This is a genomic window from Deltaproteobacteria bacterium (genome assembly GCA_005879795.1).
Lineage (GTDB): Bacteria > Desulfobacterota > Binatia > DP-6 > DP-6 > DP-6.
The window spans coordinates 1-17,384 of sequence record VBKJ01000136.1; the positions used below are offsets into that span (position 1 = coordinate 1).

A 17,384-nucleotide genomic window follows, 5' to 3' on the forward strand; every position below is an offset into this window, starting at 1 on the left:
CTCGGCCCCGGCGCGTTCAACTTCATGCCCGCGAAGATGGTCCACGAGGTCTGGCTCCCCGCGGGCTCGTTGACGTTCATCACCGTCGATCGAGCTTGGGACATCAACTGGGTGGAAGGACCGTCCACGGCGGCAGACCTGGCGGCGTCACCGTCGCGGCGGGCTCATCGACGCCGGCCTCCTCACGCCGCCCCTCGAACTTGAGAGGGTCCTACAAGGGCGAGCATTTCACCGCGCGCGTCGACGCGGACGGCCCGCTTCCGCTTGCCCGCCCGTGCTGTCCACGCCGAGCATCGCAGCGCACTTCATCAGCATGATCCGGTAACAGCCCGCGATGGTGGTCAAGGTTTCGAGCATTCGCCGCAGCGAGGACTCAAACAGGGAATTGGGCACCGCACAACCGCTGCAAGCGGGCGACAAGGCAAGCGCCCGCGAGGGGTTTTCGGCGCGCCCCGGTCTGTCAGTCAGACGTCCGAGGACCACCGCGCCCGGCTGCGAGGGTGCTCATTGTCAATGGCCTCGGGACACGGTACTCAAGGATCCGACGGCAATGCCCACGCCCCGGCGTTTCGGCGCGCTCACCCTGTTCACGGCCGTGGTATTGGCGGCAGGGGCACGACCGGCGGCGGGGAAGCTCTGCCCGTACGGGCGCTTCACCCTCACCCCCAAGAACTTGCCCGCCGTCGCGATGGTCCTCCAGCTCGACGGGAACGGGGCGACGCTTGAAGGCCATTGTGCGGTCACGCCGCTCCGGCCGCGGTCGTACCCCGATGGTGTCCAGCTGCGGATGCGAGCCCGCTGGGGTGCTCCATGCGGCCCGGGCCGTCTCGTCGCGATGCGTGCCCGGTTCGATCCACCGTGCGACACGCTCGTGGGCGTGCTGCGGGCACGCGGCGGCGCCAAGACGCACTTCACCGCGATCCGTATCCCCGAGTGAGGCAAGGGGTACGTCGACGGCGGAGAGACCTGCGACGACGGCAACACCATCGCCGGCGATTGCTGCGCCGCGGATTGTCAGGCAGAGCCGGGATGCTTCATCCAGTGCGAGCGCACCGCCGACTTAAAGTCTGTCTTGCTGTGCGTGCGCCAGCCGGGGCAGTGCGATGGCTTGGGCGCATGCTGGCCCATCCGGTACGCGTACCTGCCCTCGTACGATCCGTGTGCCGACGGGCCTGTGTGCGGATGTGATGACAGGAGCTACGTGAACTCGTGCGATGCCTGGGCGGTCGGGGTGACCGTGCAACGACCGGGGGCGTGCTCGTAGGAGACCAGGACGGGCGAGGGCGTCCGATTGCTGCCCGCGGCCGCAGTGCGGCGAGCCGTGCTTCAAGGGCAATCGCTGCGTCTTTCGTAGCGCGGACCAGAAGCGGCGTCGTGGCCTGCAGGTAACGGCTACCGGCTCTTCTTCTCCGCGACCTGGATCACCCACCGCTGCGTGAGGTGCAGCGGACTCAGTCCGCTTCAGTCGCTCGTGTCCGCCAGCGCCGATCGGAGCGCTTCGCGGCACTCGGGGGAGACTCTCCCGCTGCCCGCCGCCCGGGTCGCCACGGCAAGGGCCCCACGGAGCTGGCGCGCGGCGCGGCCCAGCAGCGCCTCTGCCGCATGCCCCCCGTGCGCGCCAGCGCGGGCGAGCAGACCCCCCGCTCGCTCGAGCCGCCGCTGGAGCCCCCGGGGCTCCCGCTCACCGCTGCAGGCCACCTCGATCGCGTCGAGCTGGGCCGCGACCCGCGCCACCGCGGGCTGGAGAAGGTCGCCGGTCGCCGTCGTGCTGCAAGTCGGCGTCAAAGCCCCGCCATTGTACGTCGCCAGGATGCTCGCGTCGTGCATCATCGCCCGCTTGGTGGCCGAGCTCGCATCGACGCCGTACGGGAGCTTCCCGGCAAAGTCACTCAAGAGACCATCCGCGTCCGCGATGGTGGCGGCGATTGGGGTCGGGTCGGAGCCATTCGCGATGTTGAGCTTGGCTGGGATGAGCTTGCGAGCCAGGAGCAGGCTCGCGTCACCCCCGACCCGCGCGGTGAGAAGCGTGAGCAGCTCGGCCTGCGAATAGGCTTGGCTGCCGAGTGTGAGCGAGCTGACGGGCCACAGCTCGGGATGGGTCTTCCAGAATCCCGAGCCCTCCGGGCACTGGTCTGTCGTCGGCGGCGCCGTCGTCGTCGTGGTCGAGATGCTGGTGGTCGCGGTCGGCGACGTCGTGCTCGACGTCGACGACGAGGTCGTGATCGTCGTTGGCCGAGTCGTAGTGGTCGTCGTTGAGGTGGTCGTGGGTCGCGTGGTGGTGGTCGGGGTCGTCGTGGACGTCGTGGTGGTCGTTGGCCCCTGTGTCCTCGTGGTGGTGGAAGTGGTCGTCGTGGAAGTGGTTGTCGTGGAACTCGTCGAGCTCGTGGTGGTCGGCGGTCGAGTCGTCGTCGTTGGCGGCCGAGTCGTCGTCGTTGGCGGCACGGTGGTTGTCGTCGTTGGCGGCCGAGTCGTGGTCGTGCTGGTGGTGGTAGACGGCCGGGGCCCGGTCGTCGTCGTGGTGCTCGTTGCAATGGTCGTGCTCGTGGTTGACGTGGTGGTCGACCCCGTGCCCGTCACCGACACGCTGCAGCCCGTTCCCGTCGCCGGGAGGATCGCCACGGAGTTGGTGTCGAAGAGGGTCTTCACCGTAAGGCCGATGGCCGTGGTCGCGCTCGCGGTCGCGGCGACATTGAAGGTGATCATGGCGACGCTCACGACGCCCGTCGGCATCGTGAGGCTCGCGCTCTGGAAGGCCGAGATGTTGGTCGTCCCCGGCGTCGGCGTGTTCGTCGTCGGGCTGCCCGAAAACTGGGCCGTGCTTTCCCCCGCGACCGATGCGACCGTCAGGACGGCGGGATCGTACGTGACGGCGATCTCGTAGGCGCCGAGCGGCGTCGTCCCGACGTTGATCGCGATCTCGATCCCGAGCTGCGCGCCGGCCTGCACCGTCGCGGGACAGCCGAGAGTCGCCTGCGCCGCCGCGCTCTCCGCCGGCAGGCCGCCGACCGCGATGCCGAGCGTCAGTAGCACCACCAGGGTCGTCACCAGGGCGCGCATGCCTCACTCTCCTTCTCTGTTGGTAAAGCCGACACCGAAGCCGATGAAGCTCCTCATTGACATACAAACGGGTCGCAGGGGAAGGCGCAGATGCTAAGGCCCCACGGCGACGCTGCCCTGGACCGTGTGGCCGTCGCTCTCGGCGAGGAGCCCGTCCGTGGCGATTCGGCCGAAGCGCATGCCGATCGCGGGGCACGCCGTCTGCGTGATGCGGTCGCCGGCGCCGAGCGGGCGCGAGGAGACGAGCAAGCGCGACAAGGAGCAGGACCGAGCGCCCGAAGGCGCAGGGTCGCCCGGGCGCGCGATGCAATCCTCAGCGCCCGCCGTCGGCCAGCCCGAGCAGCGCCCGCGTCTCCGGCGCCTGCGGCCGCTCCAGCACCTCGGCGGCCGTCCCGCTCTCCACGATCCGCCCTCCGACCAGTACCACCACCCGATCCGCCACCCGCCGCGCGAAGGCGATCTCGTGCGTCACGATCACCATCGTCTGCCCGGCGGCGGCGAGATCCCCGACGACGGCCAGCACCTCCCCCACCAGCCGCGGATCGAGGGCCGAGGTCGGCTCGTCGAAGAGCATCACCACCGGCTCCATGGCGAGCGCGCGCGCGATCGCCACGCGCTGCTGCTGTCCGCCCGAGAGGGTCGACGGGTACGCGTCCGCGTGCTCCGCCAGCCCGACGCGCGCGAGCAGCCCGCGCGCCCGCGCCGCGGCGGCCGTCGCGTCGAGCCCGAGCACCCGCCGCGGCGCCTCGGTCACGTTCGCGAGCGCGGTCAGGTGCGGGAAGAGGTTGAAGCTCTGGAACACCATGCCGACGCGCGTTCTCACCGCGCGCAGCGCCTCCGCGTCGGCCCGCTCGCTCATGCCCGGCCGGAGGGCGTGGCCCGCGATCTCGACCTCCCCGGCGGTGAAGGGCGTCAGGTAGTTGAGGGCCCGCAGCAGCGTCGTCTTCCCGCTCCCCGACGGCCCCACCACCGCCACCACCTCGCCGCCGCGCACCTCGAGGTCGACCCCGCGCAGCACCTCGGTGGCGCCCCGCCGCGTGCAGAGCCCCCGCGCCGTGACGACGTTCATGCCGGGGCGGGCGCGAGACGCCGCTCGAGGCGGCGCGCCAGGCGCGAGAGCGGGTAGCTCATCGCCAGGTAGAGGGCGGCGCACAGCACGCCCGGCCCGAGCCAGCCGCGCACGTCGACCGCCGTGATCGTCATCTGCTTGGTCAGCTCGACGACGGTGATGACCGAGACGAGCGAGGAGTCCTTCAGGAGCGCGATGAAGTCGTTGGCCACGCCCGGGAGTGCCACGCGCAGCGCCTGCGGCAGCACGATCCGCCTGAGCGCCAGCCAGCGCGACATGCCGAGCGCCAGCGCCGCCTCGCTCTGCCCGACGGGCACCGCCTCGAGCCCGGCGCGGTAGAGCTCCGACTCGTAGGCGGCGTAGTTGAGACCGAGGCCCACGACGGCGGCGGTGAACGCGTCGAGCGTGAGCAGCGGCGCCAGGCCGTAGTAGAGCACGTAGAGCTGGAGCAGCACGGGCGTGCCGCGGAACACCTCGACGTACACGCCGGCCGCCGCGGCGAGCACGCGTCCTCCGTAGCGGCGCGCGACGCTCAGCACGAGCCCGCCGGCGATCGCGATCGCCATCGCGAGCACCGAGATGACGATCGTGAACCCCGCGCCGTGGACGAAGAGCGGGACGTAGGCGAGCGTTCCGGCGGCCGCGGCGGCATCCACCGGCGGCGCGGGGGCGCCGGCGAGCGTCGCCTGCCGCGCGTCCCACAGCTGCCAGCGCTCGAGGATGCGGCGCAGCTCGCCCTCGCCCGTCGTGGCGGCGAGCGCGCCGTCGACCGCGGAGAGCAGCTCCGGCTCGCTCGGGCGCAGCGCGATCGCATACACGCCCTCACCGAGCGTCCCGGCGGCGCGCAGCGTCGGGCGCGGGAGGCCGTAGCGGGCAGCGATGATGTTGTCCAGGAGCACGGCGCGCACCCGCCCGCGCTCGAGGTCGAGGTACGGCTCCTCGACCCCCTCGTAGAGCACCAGCTCGACGCCGGGCGCGGCGCGCACGAGGTCGAGCGCGAGCGAGCCCTCGAGCGTGCCCACGCGCGCGCCGCGCAGATCGCCGAGGCCGTGCACGGACCGGTCGTCCCGGCGGACGACAAGCGTCTCGGTGAACGCGTAGTACGGGCGCGTGAAGGCCACGCGCGCGCGCCGCGCCGGCGTCACCTCGATACCGTTTAGCGCCACGTCGAAGTCGCCGCGCTCGAGCGACGGGATCAGCGTCTGCCAGTCGTTCTGCACGAACTCGGCGCGCACGCCGAGGCGGCGTGCGAGCGCGTCGGCGATCTCGACCTCGAAGCCTGTCAGCCGGCGCCCGTCGCGCGGGTCCTGGAAGACGTAGGGCTCGCCGCCCTGCATGTCGCCGCCCCAGCGGAGCGTCCCCCGCGCGCGCAGGCGCGCGAGCGCATCGTCCGCCGCCGCGGCGCCGGCGGCCGCCATCGTCGCGACGAGCACGATGCCACGGAGCCAGCCCAGAGCGTCCTTGCTTTAGCGGAGGGACGGCAGGTGGGCAAGATTTCTCGGCCCGTGCTATGGAGCGCCGCATGCGAACAGCCATCGGAGCGCTCCTGATCGTGCTGGCGGTCGCGCGCGCGGCGCCCGCCGGTGATGCGACCGGCGCCTTCGCGCCCTACGAGGACCTGCTCGAGGTCCTGGCCGACCTGACCTGGCATCTCAGGGACGACACCTACCGCTTCCCGCCCCCCAAGGACCCGACCGGCCACGACCTCTACCAGCTCGCGCTCCGCCGCGTCGAGAACTGGGAGAAGCGCTACCCGGGGAGGCTGCGCGACGTGACGGGGTTCGCACGCGCCGAGGCGCTCGAGCACCTGGGCGAGTACCAGCCCGCGGCCGACCTCTACCGCCAGGTGGCCGCGCTGCCCTCCCCCCTCGCCGAGCCCGCGCGCCAGGGCGCGGAGCGGGCCGGGGTCTTCGCGGGAGCCGCGGCGCTCCCCGAGGACGCCCCCGAGGCGGCGGGCGCGCTCGGCGCGCTGCGCCGGAAGCTCGACGCCTGGGGCACCGTAGTCGCCCGCTACGGGGGGACGCCGTGGGAGCCGGGGGCGCTCGCCGAGGAGGAGCGCCTCGAGGCGACGGCCGCCCGCCTCGTGGTCGAGCAGCGCCGCGCGCTCGAGGAGGGCCCCACCGCCGCCGAGCGCGCGCTCCGCTTCCTCGTCCAGAAGCACGCCGACTCGAAGGAGCTCCCGGGCCACATCCTCCGCCTCGCCGATTTCTATGCCGAGCTCGCGCGCGAGTACGTGCAGAGCCACGAGCGCCCGCTCGCCTTCGACGAGGACGAGTTCGTGCGCCAAGCCGACCGCGCCCTCGACACCTACCGCAAGGTCTCCACCTGGGACGGGGCGCGCGAGAAGCCCGAGGCGCAGGCGCGCTTCGCGGCCCTCGACGCCTACAAGACGGCGGTGCTGGGGCGGTATCGGTGACCCCGTCGGCCGGCGTGACCGCTCTCGCGGTCGGCCTCCCAATCAGCCGGGGGCCCGTCCGCTGCTCGCGCGCTGCGCGCGCTCCGCTGCTCCGATGCCCCCGGACCCCGTCGGCCGGCGTGACCGCTCTCGCGGTCGGCCTCCGCCTAGCGCTCCTCGCGCTGCTCGCGGTGCCGGCGGGCGGGCGGGCCGACGACCTCCTCGCCGAGGCGGCGGCGGCCGACCCGGCGCTCGAGGCGCGGGTTCGCCTGATCGCCGTCCATCGCCTCGAGGGGAACGCCGAGCTCCTCGCTGCCGACCTCGCGGATCTGGAGGCGCGCGACGAGGCGCGCCGGTCCGCGGGCCTGCCCCGGACCGGTCTCGCCGACGACGCGCGCTACCTCGCCGCCGGGCTCGCGGCAACGCGCGACACGCAGCGCGAGGCGCTCCACGCGGTCTTGAGCGCCCACCCCGACCCGCTCGTCCGCCGCCTCGCCGAGCACGCGCTCGAGACGGACGACGCCGCCACCGCCGACCGCCTGCTCGCCGACGACCGCCACAATCGCCGCGCCGCGGTGCTGAACGACGCGGTACGCCCGCTCGGCATCTTCTCTGGCGGCGCCTTCCTGGCCGCGCTCAACCCGTTCCTCCTCGCCGGCAGCGTGGCCGACAGCCTGGTCACCACCGCCGTCAACCTCTGGCACTACGATCGCCTCTCCGCGCCCGAGCGCGAGGCGCTCGCGCGCTACCGCAGCCTCCTCGAGCGCGAGCCGCGCACGCAGGACGCGCCCGAGATCGCGCGCGCCGTCCGGCGGCTCGGCGCCAAGCGCGCGGCGGTGTTGTGCACGGGCACGCTCGAGCAGGCGAAGAAGGCGCTCGACGCGAACGACCTCGACCACGCCGCCTTCTTCGCCCACGCGGCCGACCGGATCGACGGCTGCGCCGACGACGCGGCGCGCCCGCTCGCCCGGGTGAACGAGGCCCGCGCCCGGCGCGCGGCGCGCGAGGAGGCGGGCCGCTGGCCGATCGACGAGCCGCCGCAGCCGACCTCCGCGGACGAGCTCAGCGACTACCAGACCCTCCTGGTCGCCACCGCGCTCGCCGACCCGGGCGCGATGATCGAAGCCGCGAGCCGCTTCCGCGAGCGCCACGACGGGAGCCCGTTCGCGCCCTCGGCCCTGTTCGCGATCGCCGTGGCGCGTGACCTGGCCGGCCACCGCGACGCGGGCCGGGCGGCGCTCGAGGAGCTGGCCGGCAACCGCGGCTCGAGCGCCGGCCGCCACGCGGCCGCCGTCCTCGCCAGCGCCGACTACAGCGCCCTCGACGCCATCCGCGACGCCGAGCGCCGCCACGCGCGCGACACGGCGCGCTACGTCCTCCTCGGCGGGCGCGTCGACGGCCGCAACGCCCTTTACACGGCCTCCCAGTTCGGCACCGAGGGCGCGCACGCCGCCGAGTCCTTCGGCATCTTCAACCTGCTCGGCGTGCTGACCCGCGCCTGGCAGGCGTGGCGGCACGATCCGGTCTCGAACCAGGCCATCATCGAGCGCGGCGAGGCCTTCCTCGCGCGCGCACCGCACTCACCCGACGCCCCCGCCGTGCACGCCCGGCTCGCCGACGCCTACGAGCGCGCCGGCAACTACGATCGCGCCCTGCTGCACTACCGTGCCACGCCCGGGCCGGATCCCAAACGCATCGAGCGGCTCGCGGGCAAGGCGGCCGACAAGCTCCTCGAGGACGCCGAGCGCGGCGGCGGCAAGCCGATCCTCCTCTCCGGCATCATCCAGCGCTTCGGTGCGACGGCCGCCGCCGACAAGGCGCGGAAGCGCCTGCGCGCGCGGCACGCCGACGGCGAGACCGCGATCGCGCGCGAGGTCCTGGAGGCGGACCCCTCGCTCCTGGCCGCCTTCGACCTCGACCCGAAGCTCCTCGACGGCGACCACGACAACGGCGAGCTGGCCGACGGTGGCGTGACGCTCTCCCCAGGCCAGCTGCGGCTCACGCTCTACAACGTCGGCCAGGCGGGTCAGCACGTGGAGACGCGGAGCCTCACCTCCGAGGCCTACGAGCGCGCGCGCGCCGCCGCCGAGGAGGCGCTCTACGCGCGGCTCCTGACCGCCGAGCGGCGCGACCCGGACGCCGGCCGCTTCGAGCGCTACATCCCCTTCTTCCTCCAGGGCTCGGTCGACGACGGGGGCGTCTACGTCTTCCCGGGTGTCAAGATGCGGCGCTACCAGACGGACGAGCCGAAGCTCTACGAGTGAGCGGGAGCCGGGCCCCAGCAGCGTCCCACGTAGCCGCAGCCGAGCCGCTCGCAGGCGGCGGGATCCTCGGGGCGGCGCGGGAAGGCGTCCATCGCGCCCGACGCGAGCGCCTGGCCGAGCGCGACGCCCGCCTCCACCAGCGCCGCCTCCTCGTCCCTCGCGTCGACTGGCGGTAGCCGCCGCACGACCGGAGCGCCGCGCAGGAAGACCAGCTCGGTCTCGACCGCCGCCGCGCCCGCCGCCCCGACCGCGAGCTCGTAGGCGCCCAGCTGCGGCGCGTACCTCTCGACCGACGCGGCCGTCGGCCGGGCGTACTTGTAGTCGCGCACAACGTGCGCCGGGCCGCGGCGGGCGAGAAGATCGAGCCGGCCGCGCAGGAAGACCCGCGGCGCGCCGGCCGGGAGGGCGAGGACGAAGGGCACCTCGCGGCCGACGATGGCGAGGCCGGCGGCGATCTCCCCCCGGAGCGCCACCGCCGCAGCGCGGAGGTCGGCCGCGAGCGCCTCCAGCTCGGACCGCCGGAGCGCCAACGCCTCGGGGCGGGCGGTGACCAGGCGTGCAATCTCATCCTCGGGTGCCGCCGCGAGATCGACGGCCTCGAGGACGCCGTGCGCGGCCGTCCCGAGGCGCGTCGCGCGCCGCCCGCCGGTGCCCCGCTCGGGCAGCCCGAGGACGTGACGGTACCAGTGCTGGCGCGGGCAGCGCCGGAAGTCGGCGAGCGCGGTCGGGCTGGTCACGACCTCGCGCGGCGGAGGCGGCGCGAAGCCGAGCACGCGCGCCACCTGCGCGCGCTCGGCCTCGCCCGCGGGCGCGACACGCGGCTCGGGCATGGGCGGGCCCGCGCCGGCGGGCTCGAGGTAGCGCGCGGCGCGCTCGACGCGCACCGTCCCGCCATCGGCGAGCGCCAGGGTCTCCTCCGCCGCGCCACCCGCGACGAACGCCGCCATCTTCCCCCGCTCGAGCACGTCCCACACCTGGTGGCACCACACGTGGCGCTCCCCCCCGCCCTCGCGCAGGTAGCGTGCGTCGCCCTTGCCCTCGAGCAGGACGAGCACGTCCCTCGCCCGCGTGCAGGCGACGTAGAAGAGGCGGGCCTGCTCGGCGCGCTCGCGGTCGAGCTCCTTCCGGCGATGCTCCTCCAGGCCGAGGTGCCCGGTCGCCACGTGCCCGCTCGAGTCGATCGGCCCGCCCACCACGCCGAGCGCGTCGTCGAGCGCGGGTATGCGGTTGTCGAGCTTCAGCGGACGGCCCAGGTCGGGGACGACCACGGCGCGGAACTCGAGCCCCTTCGCCTGGTGGATGGTCATCAGGCGCACCACGTCACCCTGCTCGGCGACCAGCGGCGCCTCCGGCTCGCGCGGCTCGGTCGCGGCCATGCGGCGGACGGTGCGCACGAAGTCACGCAGGGTGAAGAAGCGCCGGCGCTCCCAGTCGCGCGCCAGCTCGATCAGCTTGCGCACGTTGGCCACCTTTTGCGTGCCCTGGAACTGGGTGAGGCAGACGGCCTCGAAGTCGCTCGCCGCGCACGCCTCCTCGATCAGCTCCGCGATGGTGGCGCGGCCCGCGCGCGCGCGGAGCCCGAGCCACAGGTCGCGGACGGCGCCCAGCGCCGCCGCCTGCGCGGGCAGGTCGGCGAAGTCCTCCCCGGCGCGGAAGCGGCGCGGGAGCGAGGGGCGGTCCGCGCCCGGCGGCCAGGCGAGCCGCCAGAGCGTGTCGTCGTCGAGGGCGAAGAGCGGCGAGCGCAGCGCGGCGGCGAGCGCCACGCCGTCCTCGGGATCGAGGACGGCGGCGAGCAGGCTCACCACGTCGTTCACCTCCTGGCACTGGAAGAAGCCGCGCCCCTTGACGGCGTAGTACGGGATATCGCGCCGGCGGAGCGCATTCTCGTACGTCTTCACCTCGGTGAAGGCGCGCAGGAGAACGGCGATCTCGCCGTACTGGATGCCGTCCTCGCCGCGCAGGCGCTCCACGACGCCGGCCAGCACCCGCGCCTCCAGCTCGCGCGCCTCGGCGGCTTTCAGGTCGCGCTGGTCGTGCTCGTGGACGAAGGTGACGAGCCGCACCGCCGCCTCGGGACCGCTGGCGGTCCGGCGCGCCAGCAGGCGCTGCCCTGCGTCGAAGCGGGTCCAGTGGCTCGGGTCGCCACCCGGCGGCACCTGGAAGACCGCCGCCGCAAGCGCGTTCGCGAAGTCGAGGACCGCGGGGACGGAACGGAAGTTGGTCCCCAGGGGCAGCTCGCAGCCGAGCTGCTCGCGCATGTCCTGGAAGACCGACACGTCGGCGCCGCGGAAGCGATAGATCGACTGCTTCTCGTCGCCCACCACGAACACCAGCGGCGCGGGCGTGCCCGCGGCGAGCAAGCGCACGATCTCCGCCTGCACGCGGTCGGTATCCTGGAACTCGTCGACCAGGATGGCGCGGAAGCGGCGGGCGTAGCGCTCGCGCACGGCGGGGTGCGCCGCCAGGACGGCGCGCGTCTCGCCGATGAGATCGTCGAAGGTGAGGACGCCGTCCTCGTGCTTGCGGGCTCGGAGGGCGTCGGCGACCGAGGCGATCAGGGCGGCGAGGCGCTCGTTTTCCGGCTGGGCGCGGAGGAAGCCGTACGTCTCCGCGAGCGCCCCCACGAGACGCCCGCCCGGCTGCACCGCGAGCTCGGCCGCGACCGCGCTCGCGAGCGACCCCCCGGCGAGGAGCCGGCGCAGCGAGCGCAGCGCGAGGAACTCCTCGAGGGGCGTGCCGGGTCCGAGGTGTTGGAGTCGCTCCTTCCACGCCGGCCACGCCTGCGCGAGCGCCCGGATGCCCTTTCCCTTGCCGCCCGGAGCCAGGCGTGCGTCGATTGCGTCGATCAGGCGCGCCGCGGCGGCGCCGAGCGCCCGGGCGGCTTCGGGCGCCCGCTCCGCCTGCCGCGCCGTCGCCGCCACGAGCCAGGCGCCGTCCCGTCCGGTGCGGCCGAGCCGGGCGAGGAAGTCCGCGACCAGGCCGACGGCGCCCCCGCTCGCCCCGCCGGCGAGCCCCGCGCGGAGCACGAGCTCACGCGCCGCCGCGTCGCCGGCGCGGAGGCGCGCGAGCAAGGCGACCTCCACCGTGCTCTCGACGTAGCTCCGGCTCTCGTGCTCGTCGAGCACGACGGCGCGCGGATCGACGCCGGCCTCGAGCGGGTTCTCGCGCAGGACGCGCGCCGAGAAGGCGTGGATGGTGGAGATCTGCGCGCCCAGGAGATCGCGGCGCACGCGTCCCCAGTGCGCGCGGGCCGCCGCGTCCGCGCTCTCGACCTCCTCCGCGATCACCTGGCGGATCTTGCGCGTCATCTCCGCGGTCGCCTTCTCGGTGAAGGTGATGGCGAGGATCTGGCCCACCTCGGCCACCGGGCCACCCGACCGGAGCAGGTGAACGAAGCGCCGCGCCAGGACCGCGGTCTTTCCCGAGCCTGCCCCGGCGCGCACGGCGGCCGAGCCGGCGATCTCCACCGCCGCGCGCTGCTCGGCGGTCGGGCTCCAGGGGTCAGCCACCGGCCGTCTCCTCTTCGAGCTGCGGCCGCTGGTACCGACAGACGGCGCGGTACGGACAGTAGGGGTCGCACGGCTCGGGATCGACGTCGAAGCGGCCGTCGCACGCGCGCGCGCGCAGCGCCGTGATGCGTGCAGCCATGTCGTCGAGGAGCGGGCGCGGGAACTCCCGCACCAGCTCCATCTTCTCGGCCTGGAGCACGAGATAGCCGCCCTCGAGGGCCGCCTCGTCCGCCAGGCCGTCGAGTCCCCCGAGCGCGCCCAGGAGGTAGACGGGGATCTGGAAGCCCGTGCGGCCGAGCTCGCGTGCGGCATCGATGCGCGCCGCGTAGCGGGTCGCGGTGCGGCTCATCTTGTAGTCGACCACGCGCAGGCGGACGATCGCCGCCCCGTCGCGAAAGAGATCGACGCGGTCCGGCGTCCCGGAGAGCGTGAGCGCCGGCCCGCCTCGCGGATCGGCGAGCACCCGCTCGACCTCCCGCTCGACGATGCGCTCGGGCGCTCCCCCCCACGCCTGCTCCTCCGCGTGCTCGTGCACGATGAGCGCGTCCACCGCGGCCGCGACCTGCCGCCAGGCGACGTCGAAGAGCCAGGGGTCCTTGGCGACGATGGTGCGCGCTGCCTGCTCGCGGGTGTGGGCGGCGAGCTCCCGGCCGAGCGCGCGGGCCGCCGCGAGGTCGGCGGGCAGGCGCGCGTGGGCGCGGAAGAACGCCTCGAGGACGGCGTGCGCCAGCGTGCCGCGCTCGAGCGTGCCGACCTGGGCTTCGGGATCGTCCTCGGGCACCAGGCCGAGCACCTCGCGGGCGTAGAACTTGAATCCGCAGGCGCCGAGCGCCTCGAGGCGCGTCGGCGTCCAGCGCACGGCGCCGAGGCGCGCCGCGAGCTCGGGCGGGACAGCGACGCGTCCCACGAAGGCGTCGGCGAGCGCATCTTTTCGGGGATCGCCACGGCTGCAGAGGAAGTAGCGGCTCCGCCGCTCCTCGAGCGCGGCACGCCGGTCGATCGCGGCCAGACGACGGGCGAGATCCGGCCGCGCAGCGGCGAGCGCGCTGGTGAGGCGGTCCGGCGGCGCATCGGTGCGCCGTGGCCAGCGCGCGAGGGACGCGCGCCCCACCAGCTCCGCCAGCTCGCAGCACTCCTCGCCCGGCGGCAGCAGCGCGGCTGCATCGGGCGCCGTGCGCGGAAGCGGCCCCGCCGCGGTCGCCTGCACCTCGTCGAGGAAGGGCGAGGGGACGGTCGGGTTCCCCTGCTCGTTCGTCTCCGGGTACGAGAGCACCACCTCGTGCTCGGCCATCGAGAGGGCGAGGAAGAAGAGAAACGGATCCTCGAGGCTCGCCTCGCGCGCGGTGCGGAAGAGCCCCCCGAGCGGCAGACCCGCGGCGCGCGGGCCGAGCTTGCGGCGGAGTCGCTCGGCCGCCGCGCGGTTCGCCTCGCGCTTCATCGCGTCAGGCCAGAGCGGGCTCTCGCCGCGCGGCGCCGGGAAGGTGCCGTCGTCGAGCCCGAGCAGGTAGACCACGTCGAAGTCGAGACCGCGCGCGTCGAGCACGCTGAGGGCGCGCACGCTGCCGGTGCGCTCGGCCGGGTCCTCGACCTGCAGCGGCTCGAGCACGGCGACGAGGAGGCGGAGGAGCCCGGCGAGCGGTATGGGCGCCATGCCGAGCGTGCGTGCGAGCCCGGCGAGCTGGTCGAGGGCCTCCTCCAGGCCCTCGAGGGCGCGCACGTCCCGCCGCACGGTGGCGGGGACGAGGGCCCCCCGCGGCACGGGGCGGAAACCGAGGTCGCGGAGCACCCGGCGCAGCGCCCGCACGTGTCCGGCGGGCGTGCGTGGGCCGTCGAGCCCGCGCAGCGTCTCGACCAGCGCCACCAGGCGCGCCCCGTCGCCCTCGAGGCGGGCGCGCCGCGCCGCCGCCCGCTGCCGGCGCTCGGCCGGGACGCGCGTGTCGCCGGCCTCCTCGGCAAGCGCGGCCAGGCGGTGGGCGAGGCAGTCCGCGAGCGGCCGCGCCGCCTCGGCGACGAAGCCCAGGTGGCGGAGCACGCGCGCCAGCCGGGGCTTCGCCGCGCCCAGGTAGTCGGAGTCGAGCAGCGCCTCCAGGCGCGCGCGCGGAAAGCCGTCTGTCACGCACCGCACCACGTCGAGGCACGCCCTCACGAGGCCGCTGCCGAGGAGCGGGCGTCCCTTCCGGAAGTAGACCGGGATGCGGTAGCGCCGGCACACGTCCTCGATCAAGTCGCCGTACACGTCGAGGTCGCGGGCGAGGAACGCGATGCGCTCGGGCAGCGCGCCCCGCTCGAGGCGGGCGCGGATGTCGCGCCCCGCCGCCTCGACCTCGCGATAGCGGCTCGGCGCGACGGCGATGCGGATCGAGCCGTCGGGTGGCGTGGGCGCCGGCCGCTCGGCTGCGAACACGCCGCGCAGCGCCGCCGCGAGGCTACCGCTCCGGCCGCCGCGCACCACGAACGAGGGCAGGACCTGGTCGGCGATCGCCGCGTCGCCCACGAAGCGGTTCCACGTTCGCTCGAGGAAGCGTGTCGCATCGACGTTCTCGGAGTGTGCGAAGGCGACGAGCTCGGCATCGCCGACCAGGCGGATCAGGCCGGTCGCGATGAGGAACTGGAGGATCGAGAAGTCGTAGATCTCCGCGAAGACGATCTTCCGCACCCCGGCGAGGGTCCGCGGGCACGTCCCCGCCGCCTCGGCGGCGGCGAGGCCCTCGTAGACGAGCCACTCGCGCCCGTGGCGGTCGACCGCGCCCACCCGCGCGAGCTCCGCCCGGTACGCGGCGTACGCGCGCCCCAGCTCGCCGAGGCGGGTGGCCGCGGGGCCGGAGGGGAGTGCGGCCGCGATGGCCGCCACGTCGGCGGGCGCCAGGTAGGCCGACTCGAGCTCGGCGATCACCCGCAGGAGCTCGTGCAGGAGCCCCCGCTGCGCGAGGCGGAGCGGCGCGGGAGTGCCGGGGGCCTCGAGTGCGCGCGCCAGGACCACCGCGGCCATCTCCGGCTCGAGCACGCGCGCGGGCGCACCCAGGTCGCGGGCGAGCGCATCGGTCAGCTCCGGAAAGGTCGTCACCCGATGGCCGAGGAGGCAGCCGGCCGCGCGTGCCCGCTCGCGCAGCACGCCCTCCCCCTTCAGGGCCGTCGGGTAGAGGTAGAGGACGTCGGCCGTCAGCGACCCGTAGACATGCGCACATACCCGTCGGCCTGAAAGCCGACTCTCTTGTGCGTGCCGTCGCAAAAGGGCTTCGACGCCGAGTGCCCGCAGCGACAGAGGTAGATCGGGTCCTCGTCCACCGGGGACAACGCCCCCTCCGCGTCGACCAGCGGCGGCTTCCCGGAGACCTGATACGGACCGTTCTTGAGCGGGCGGATGGTGACCTGCGCCATTGGGGCTCCTCCTTTGGGAGGGGGTTCTTTTGCACCGCCGCCGATGGCAGGTCAACGCATCTGCGCCCAATCGCGCAAACCTGCAGCAAGACGCACACGGCACGGCAAGGCGTTTTCCCCGGCACGCTCCCTGCTACGTCGCCGGGCATGGCACGCTCGAGAGGAGCGACGGCAAGGGCGCCGCGGGAGCCCAAGGTGTCCCGCAGCACGGTCCGGGTGGAGGAGAACTGCCTCGAGCTCGACGTGGCCAGCGCGCGCGAGATCAACGTCCTCAGGCGGTGGCTCAAGCGGGTGAACGGCCCGGCATATCCCCAGCCCTACCTGGTCGAGGGACCGCCGGGGCACTTCCGGCTCTACATCGGCGAGGCGGCCGAGCGCGTGCGCACGCGGCACGGCATGCTGTAGCCCGGGAACGATCCCCGCTCGGGCTGGACGCGGGGCGGTGGCACGCCGTTCGCGCCGAGGCTATGTTCGCACGGGAGGAGGGCGACGTGCTCGCGTGGTGGCAGGCGATCGTGCTGGGGCTGGTGGAGGGCATCACGGAATATCTTCCGGTGAGCTCGACGGGGCATCTGATCCTCGCCTCGTCGCTCCTGCACCTGGATCGGCCGGAGACGAAGGAGGCGCTGGACGCCTACCTCGTCGTCGTACAGGGCGGCGCCATCCTGGCGGTCCTCGCTCTCTATCGGTCGCGCGTCGTGCAGATGGCGCGCGGCCTCGTGGGCCGCGACGCCGACGGTTTGCGGCTGGCTTGCAGCGTGGCGCTGGCGTTCGTCCCCGCGGCGGCTGCGGGCCTGCTCCTGAGCAAGGCCATCAAGGCGACGCTGTTCAGCGACTGGCCGGTGCTGGCGGCGCTGGCAGCGGGCGGGCTGTGGATGATCTGGCTCGGCGGATCAGGTGACCGCGGGAGCAGTGACGTGGCGGCCATGTCGTGGCGGACGGCGCTCGGCATCGGGCTGTTTCAGACACTCGCCCTCTGGCCCGGCACGTCACGCTCGATGGTGACGATCGGCGGAGGCATGGTGCTCGGCCTGGGCACCGTGGCAGCGGCCGAGTTCTCGTTCCTGCTCGGTCTGCCCACGCTGGGAGCCGCCTGCGTGCACGACCTGGTCGGCAACCTGCGGCACGCGGCGGCCGCTGGCGGTCCCTCCATGTTCGAGCAGCTCGGCGCCCAGCCCATGATCCTCGGCTTCGCCGTGGCGACCGTGTCCGCCGCGCTCGCCGTGCGCTGGCTGGTGTCGTTCCTCACCCGCCACGGCCTTGCGCCCTTCGGCTGGTACCGGCTCGCGCTCTCGGCAATCCTCGCCGTGCTGCTCGTCTCCGGTGCCGTCGGCTGAGCGTCCCCCCTCCTCGACCACTCACGCGCCGTCCGCGTCCACGCGTGGTGGCCAGCAAGAGTAGCTCAGTCGGTCGGCGTCACCCGGAAGTGCTCGAAAACCTCGCCCAGCGCGGCGCCTCGGCTGACGCCAAGCTCGGGATGGTCTTCGCACAGGTGCCTCGCCATCGCCGTCGCCTCCGCGTCGCGGATGCGGTCCACCGCGAGCCGCATCGCGCAGCTTTTACAGGCGACCTTGAATCTGGCGCTGCCGTCGAGCACGCCTTCACGGTACGTGCGTCGTGGCCGCGATCATAGCCCGCAAGCGGCACGGCGCTCACCGCCGCGTGTCGGTACGACGGTCGGCTTGACCTACCCGGTTGAGTCGCGCACCATG

The 17,384-nt window shown here is 74.1% G+C and carries 10 protein-coding genes and 4 pseudogenes; 6 read left to right on the plus strand and 8 right to left on the minus strand.

Features of this window, described 5'->3' with window-relative positions; genetic code table 11:
* Window positions 1-550: 550 nt before the first annotated feature.
* The 3 genes and pseudogenes from E6J59_09585 to E6J59_09595 all read left to right on the plus strand — a co-directional run bounded on the left by E6J59_09585 (window position 551) and on the right by E6J59_09595 (window position 2,383).
* Window positions 551-937, plus strand: coding sequence for a hypothetical protein (locus E6J59_09585; protein TMB20071.1), 387 nt, complete (start codon window positions 551-553; stop codon window positions 935-937).
* Window positions 938-1,264: pseudogene (locus tag E6J59_09590) on the plus strand (hypothetical protein).
* 903 nt (window positions 1,265-2,167) lie between these two features.
* Window positions 2,168-2,383, plus strand: a pseudogene (locus E6J59_09595) (hypothetical protein).
* Here E6J59_09595 and E6J59_09600 read toward each other — a convergent pair.
* From E6J59_09600 to E6J59_09610, 3 genes and pseudogenes are all read right to left on the minus strand, one after another.
* Window positions 2,365-2,562 (minus strand): annotated as a pseudogene (locus E6J59_09600) (hypothetical protein). The pseudogenes E6J59_09595 and E6J59_09600 sit on opposite strands and share 19 nt — an antisense overlap.
* A gap of 808 nt (window positions 2,563-3,370) precedes the next feature.
* A complete protein-coding gene (locus E6J59_09605; protein TMB20072.1) occupies window positions 3,371-4,126 on the minus strand; it encodes an amino acid ABC transporter ATP-binding protein in 756 nt (251 codons plus the stop codon).
* Window positions 4,123-5,544, minus strand: coding sequence for an ABC transporter permease subunit (locus tag E6J59_09610; protein TMB20116.1), 1,422 nt, complete (start codon window positions 5,542-5,544; stop codon window positions 4,123-4,125). The genes E6J59_09605 and E6J59_09610 overlap by 4 nt, the downstream gene beginning before the upstream one ends.
* A gap of 104 nt (window positions 5,545-5,648) precedes the next feature.
* On the opposite strand from E6J59_09610, the gene E6J59_09615 reads away from it, so the two are divergent.
* Window positions 5,649-6,542, plus strand: coding sequence for a hypothetical protein (locus tag E6J59_09615; protein ID TMB20073.1), 894 nt, complete (start codon window positions 5,649-5,651; stop codon window positions 6,540-6,542).
* 1,758 nt (window positions 6,543-8,300) lie between these two features.
* On the opposite strand, the pseudogene E6J59_09620 reads toward E6J59_09615, so the two are convergent.
* The 4 genes and pseudogenes from E6J59_09620 to E6J59_09635 all read right to left on the minus strand — a co-directional run bounded on the left by E6J59_09620 (window position 8,301) and on the right by E6J59_09635 (window position 15,672).
* A pseudogene (locus tag E6J59_09620) lies at window positions 8,301-8,486 on the minus strand (chitinase).
* A 289-nt stretch (window positions 8,487-8,775) separates the two neighbouring features.
* A complete protein-coding gene (locus E6J59_09625; protein ID TMB20074.1) occupies window positions 8,776-12,606 on the minus strand; it encodes a hypothetical protein in 3,831 nt (1,276 codons plus the stop codon).
* On the minus strand, window positions 12,287-15,406 hold the full coding sequence (locus E6J59_09630) for a hypothetical protein (protein ID TMB20075.1): 3,120 nt from the start codon (window positions 15,404-15,406) through the stop codon (window positions 12,287-12,289). The genes E6J59_09625 and E6J59_09630 overlap by 320 nt, the downstream gene beginning before the upstream one ends.
* 47 nt (window positions 15,407-15,453) lie before the next feature.
* Window positions 15,454-15,672, minus strand: coding sequence for a CDGSH iron-sulfur domain-containing protein (locus E6J59_09635; protein TMB20076.1), 219 nt, complete (start codon window positions 15,670-15,672; stop codon window positions 15,454-15,456).
* Between the two features lie 195 nt (window positions 15,673-15,867).
* Here E6J59_09635 and E6J59_09640 point away from each other — a divergent pair, with 195 nt between their 5' ends.
* Together E6J59_09640 and E6J59_09645 are read left to right on the plus strand one after the other, a co-directional pair.
* Window positions 15,868-16,077: a hypothetical protein gene (locus tag E6J59_09640; protein ID TMB20077.1), complete on the plus strand. Its 210-nt coding sequence runs from the start codon at window positions 15,868-15,870 to the stop codon at window positions 16,075-16,077.
* A 62-nt stretch (window positions 16,078-16,139) separates the two neighbouring features.
* Window positions 16,140-17,009: an undecaprenyl-diphosphate phosphatase gene (locus E6J59_09645; protein TMB20078.1), complete on the plus strand. Its 870-nt coding sequence runs from the start codon at window positions 16,140-16,142 to the stop codon at window positions 17,007-17,009.
* A 65-nt stretch (window positions 17,010-17,074) separates the two neighbouring features.
* Here the strand turns inward: E6J59_09645 and E6J59_09650 are convergent, their stop codons facing one another.
* Window positions 17,075-17,269, minus strand: coding sequence for a hypothetical protein (locus tag E6J59_09650; protein TMB20079.1), 195 nt, complete (start codon window positions 17,267-17,269; stop codon window positions 17,075-17,077).
* Window positions 17,270-17,384: the final 115 nt, after the last annotated feature.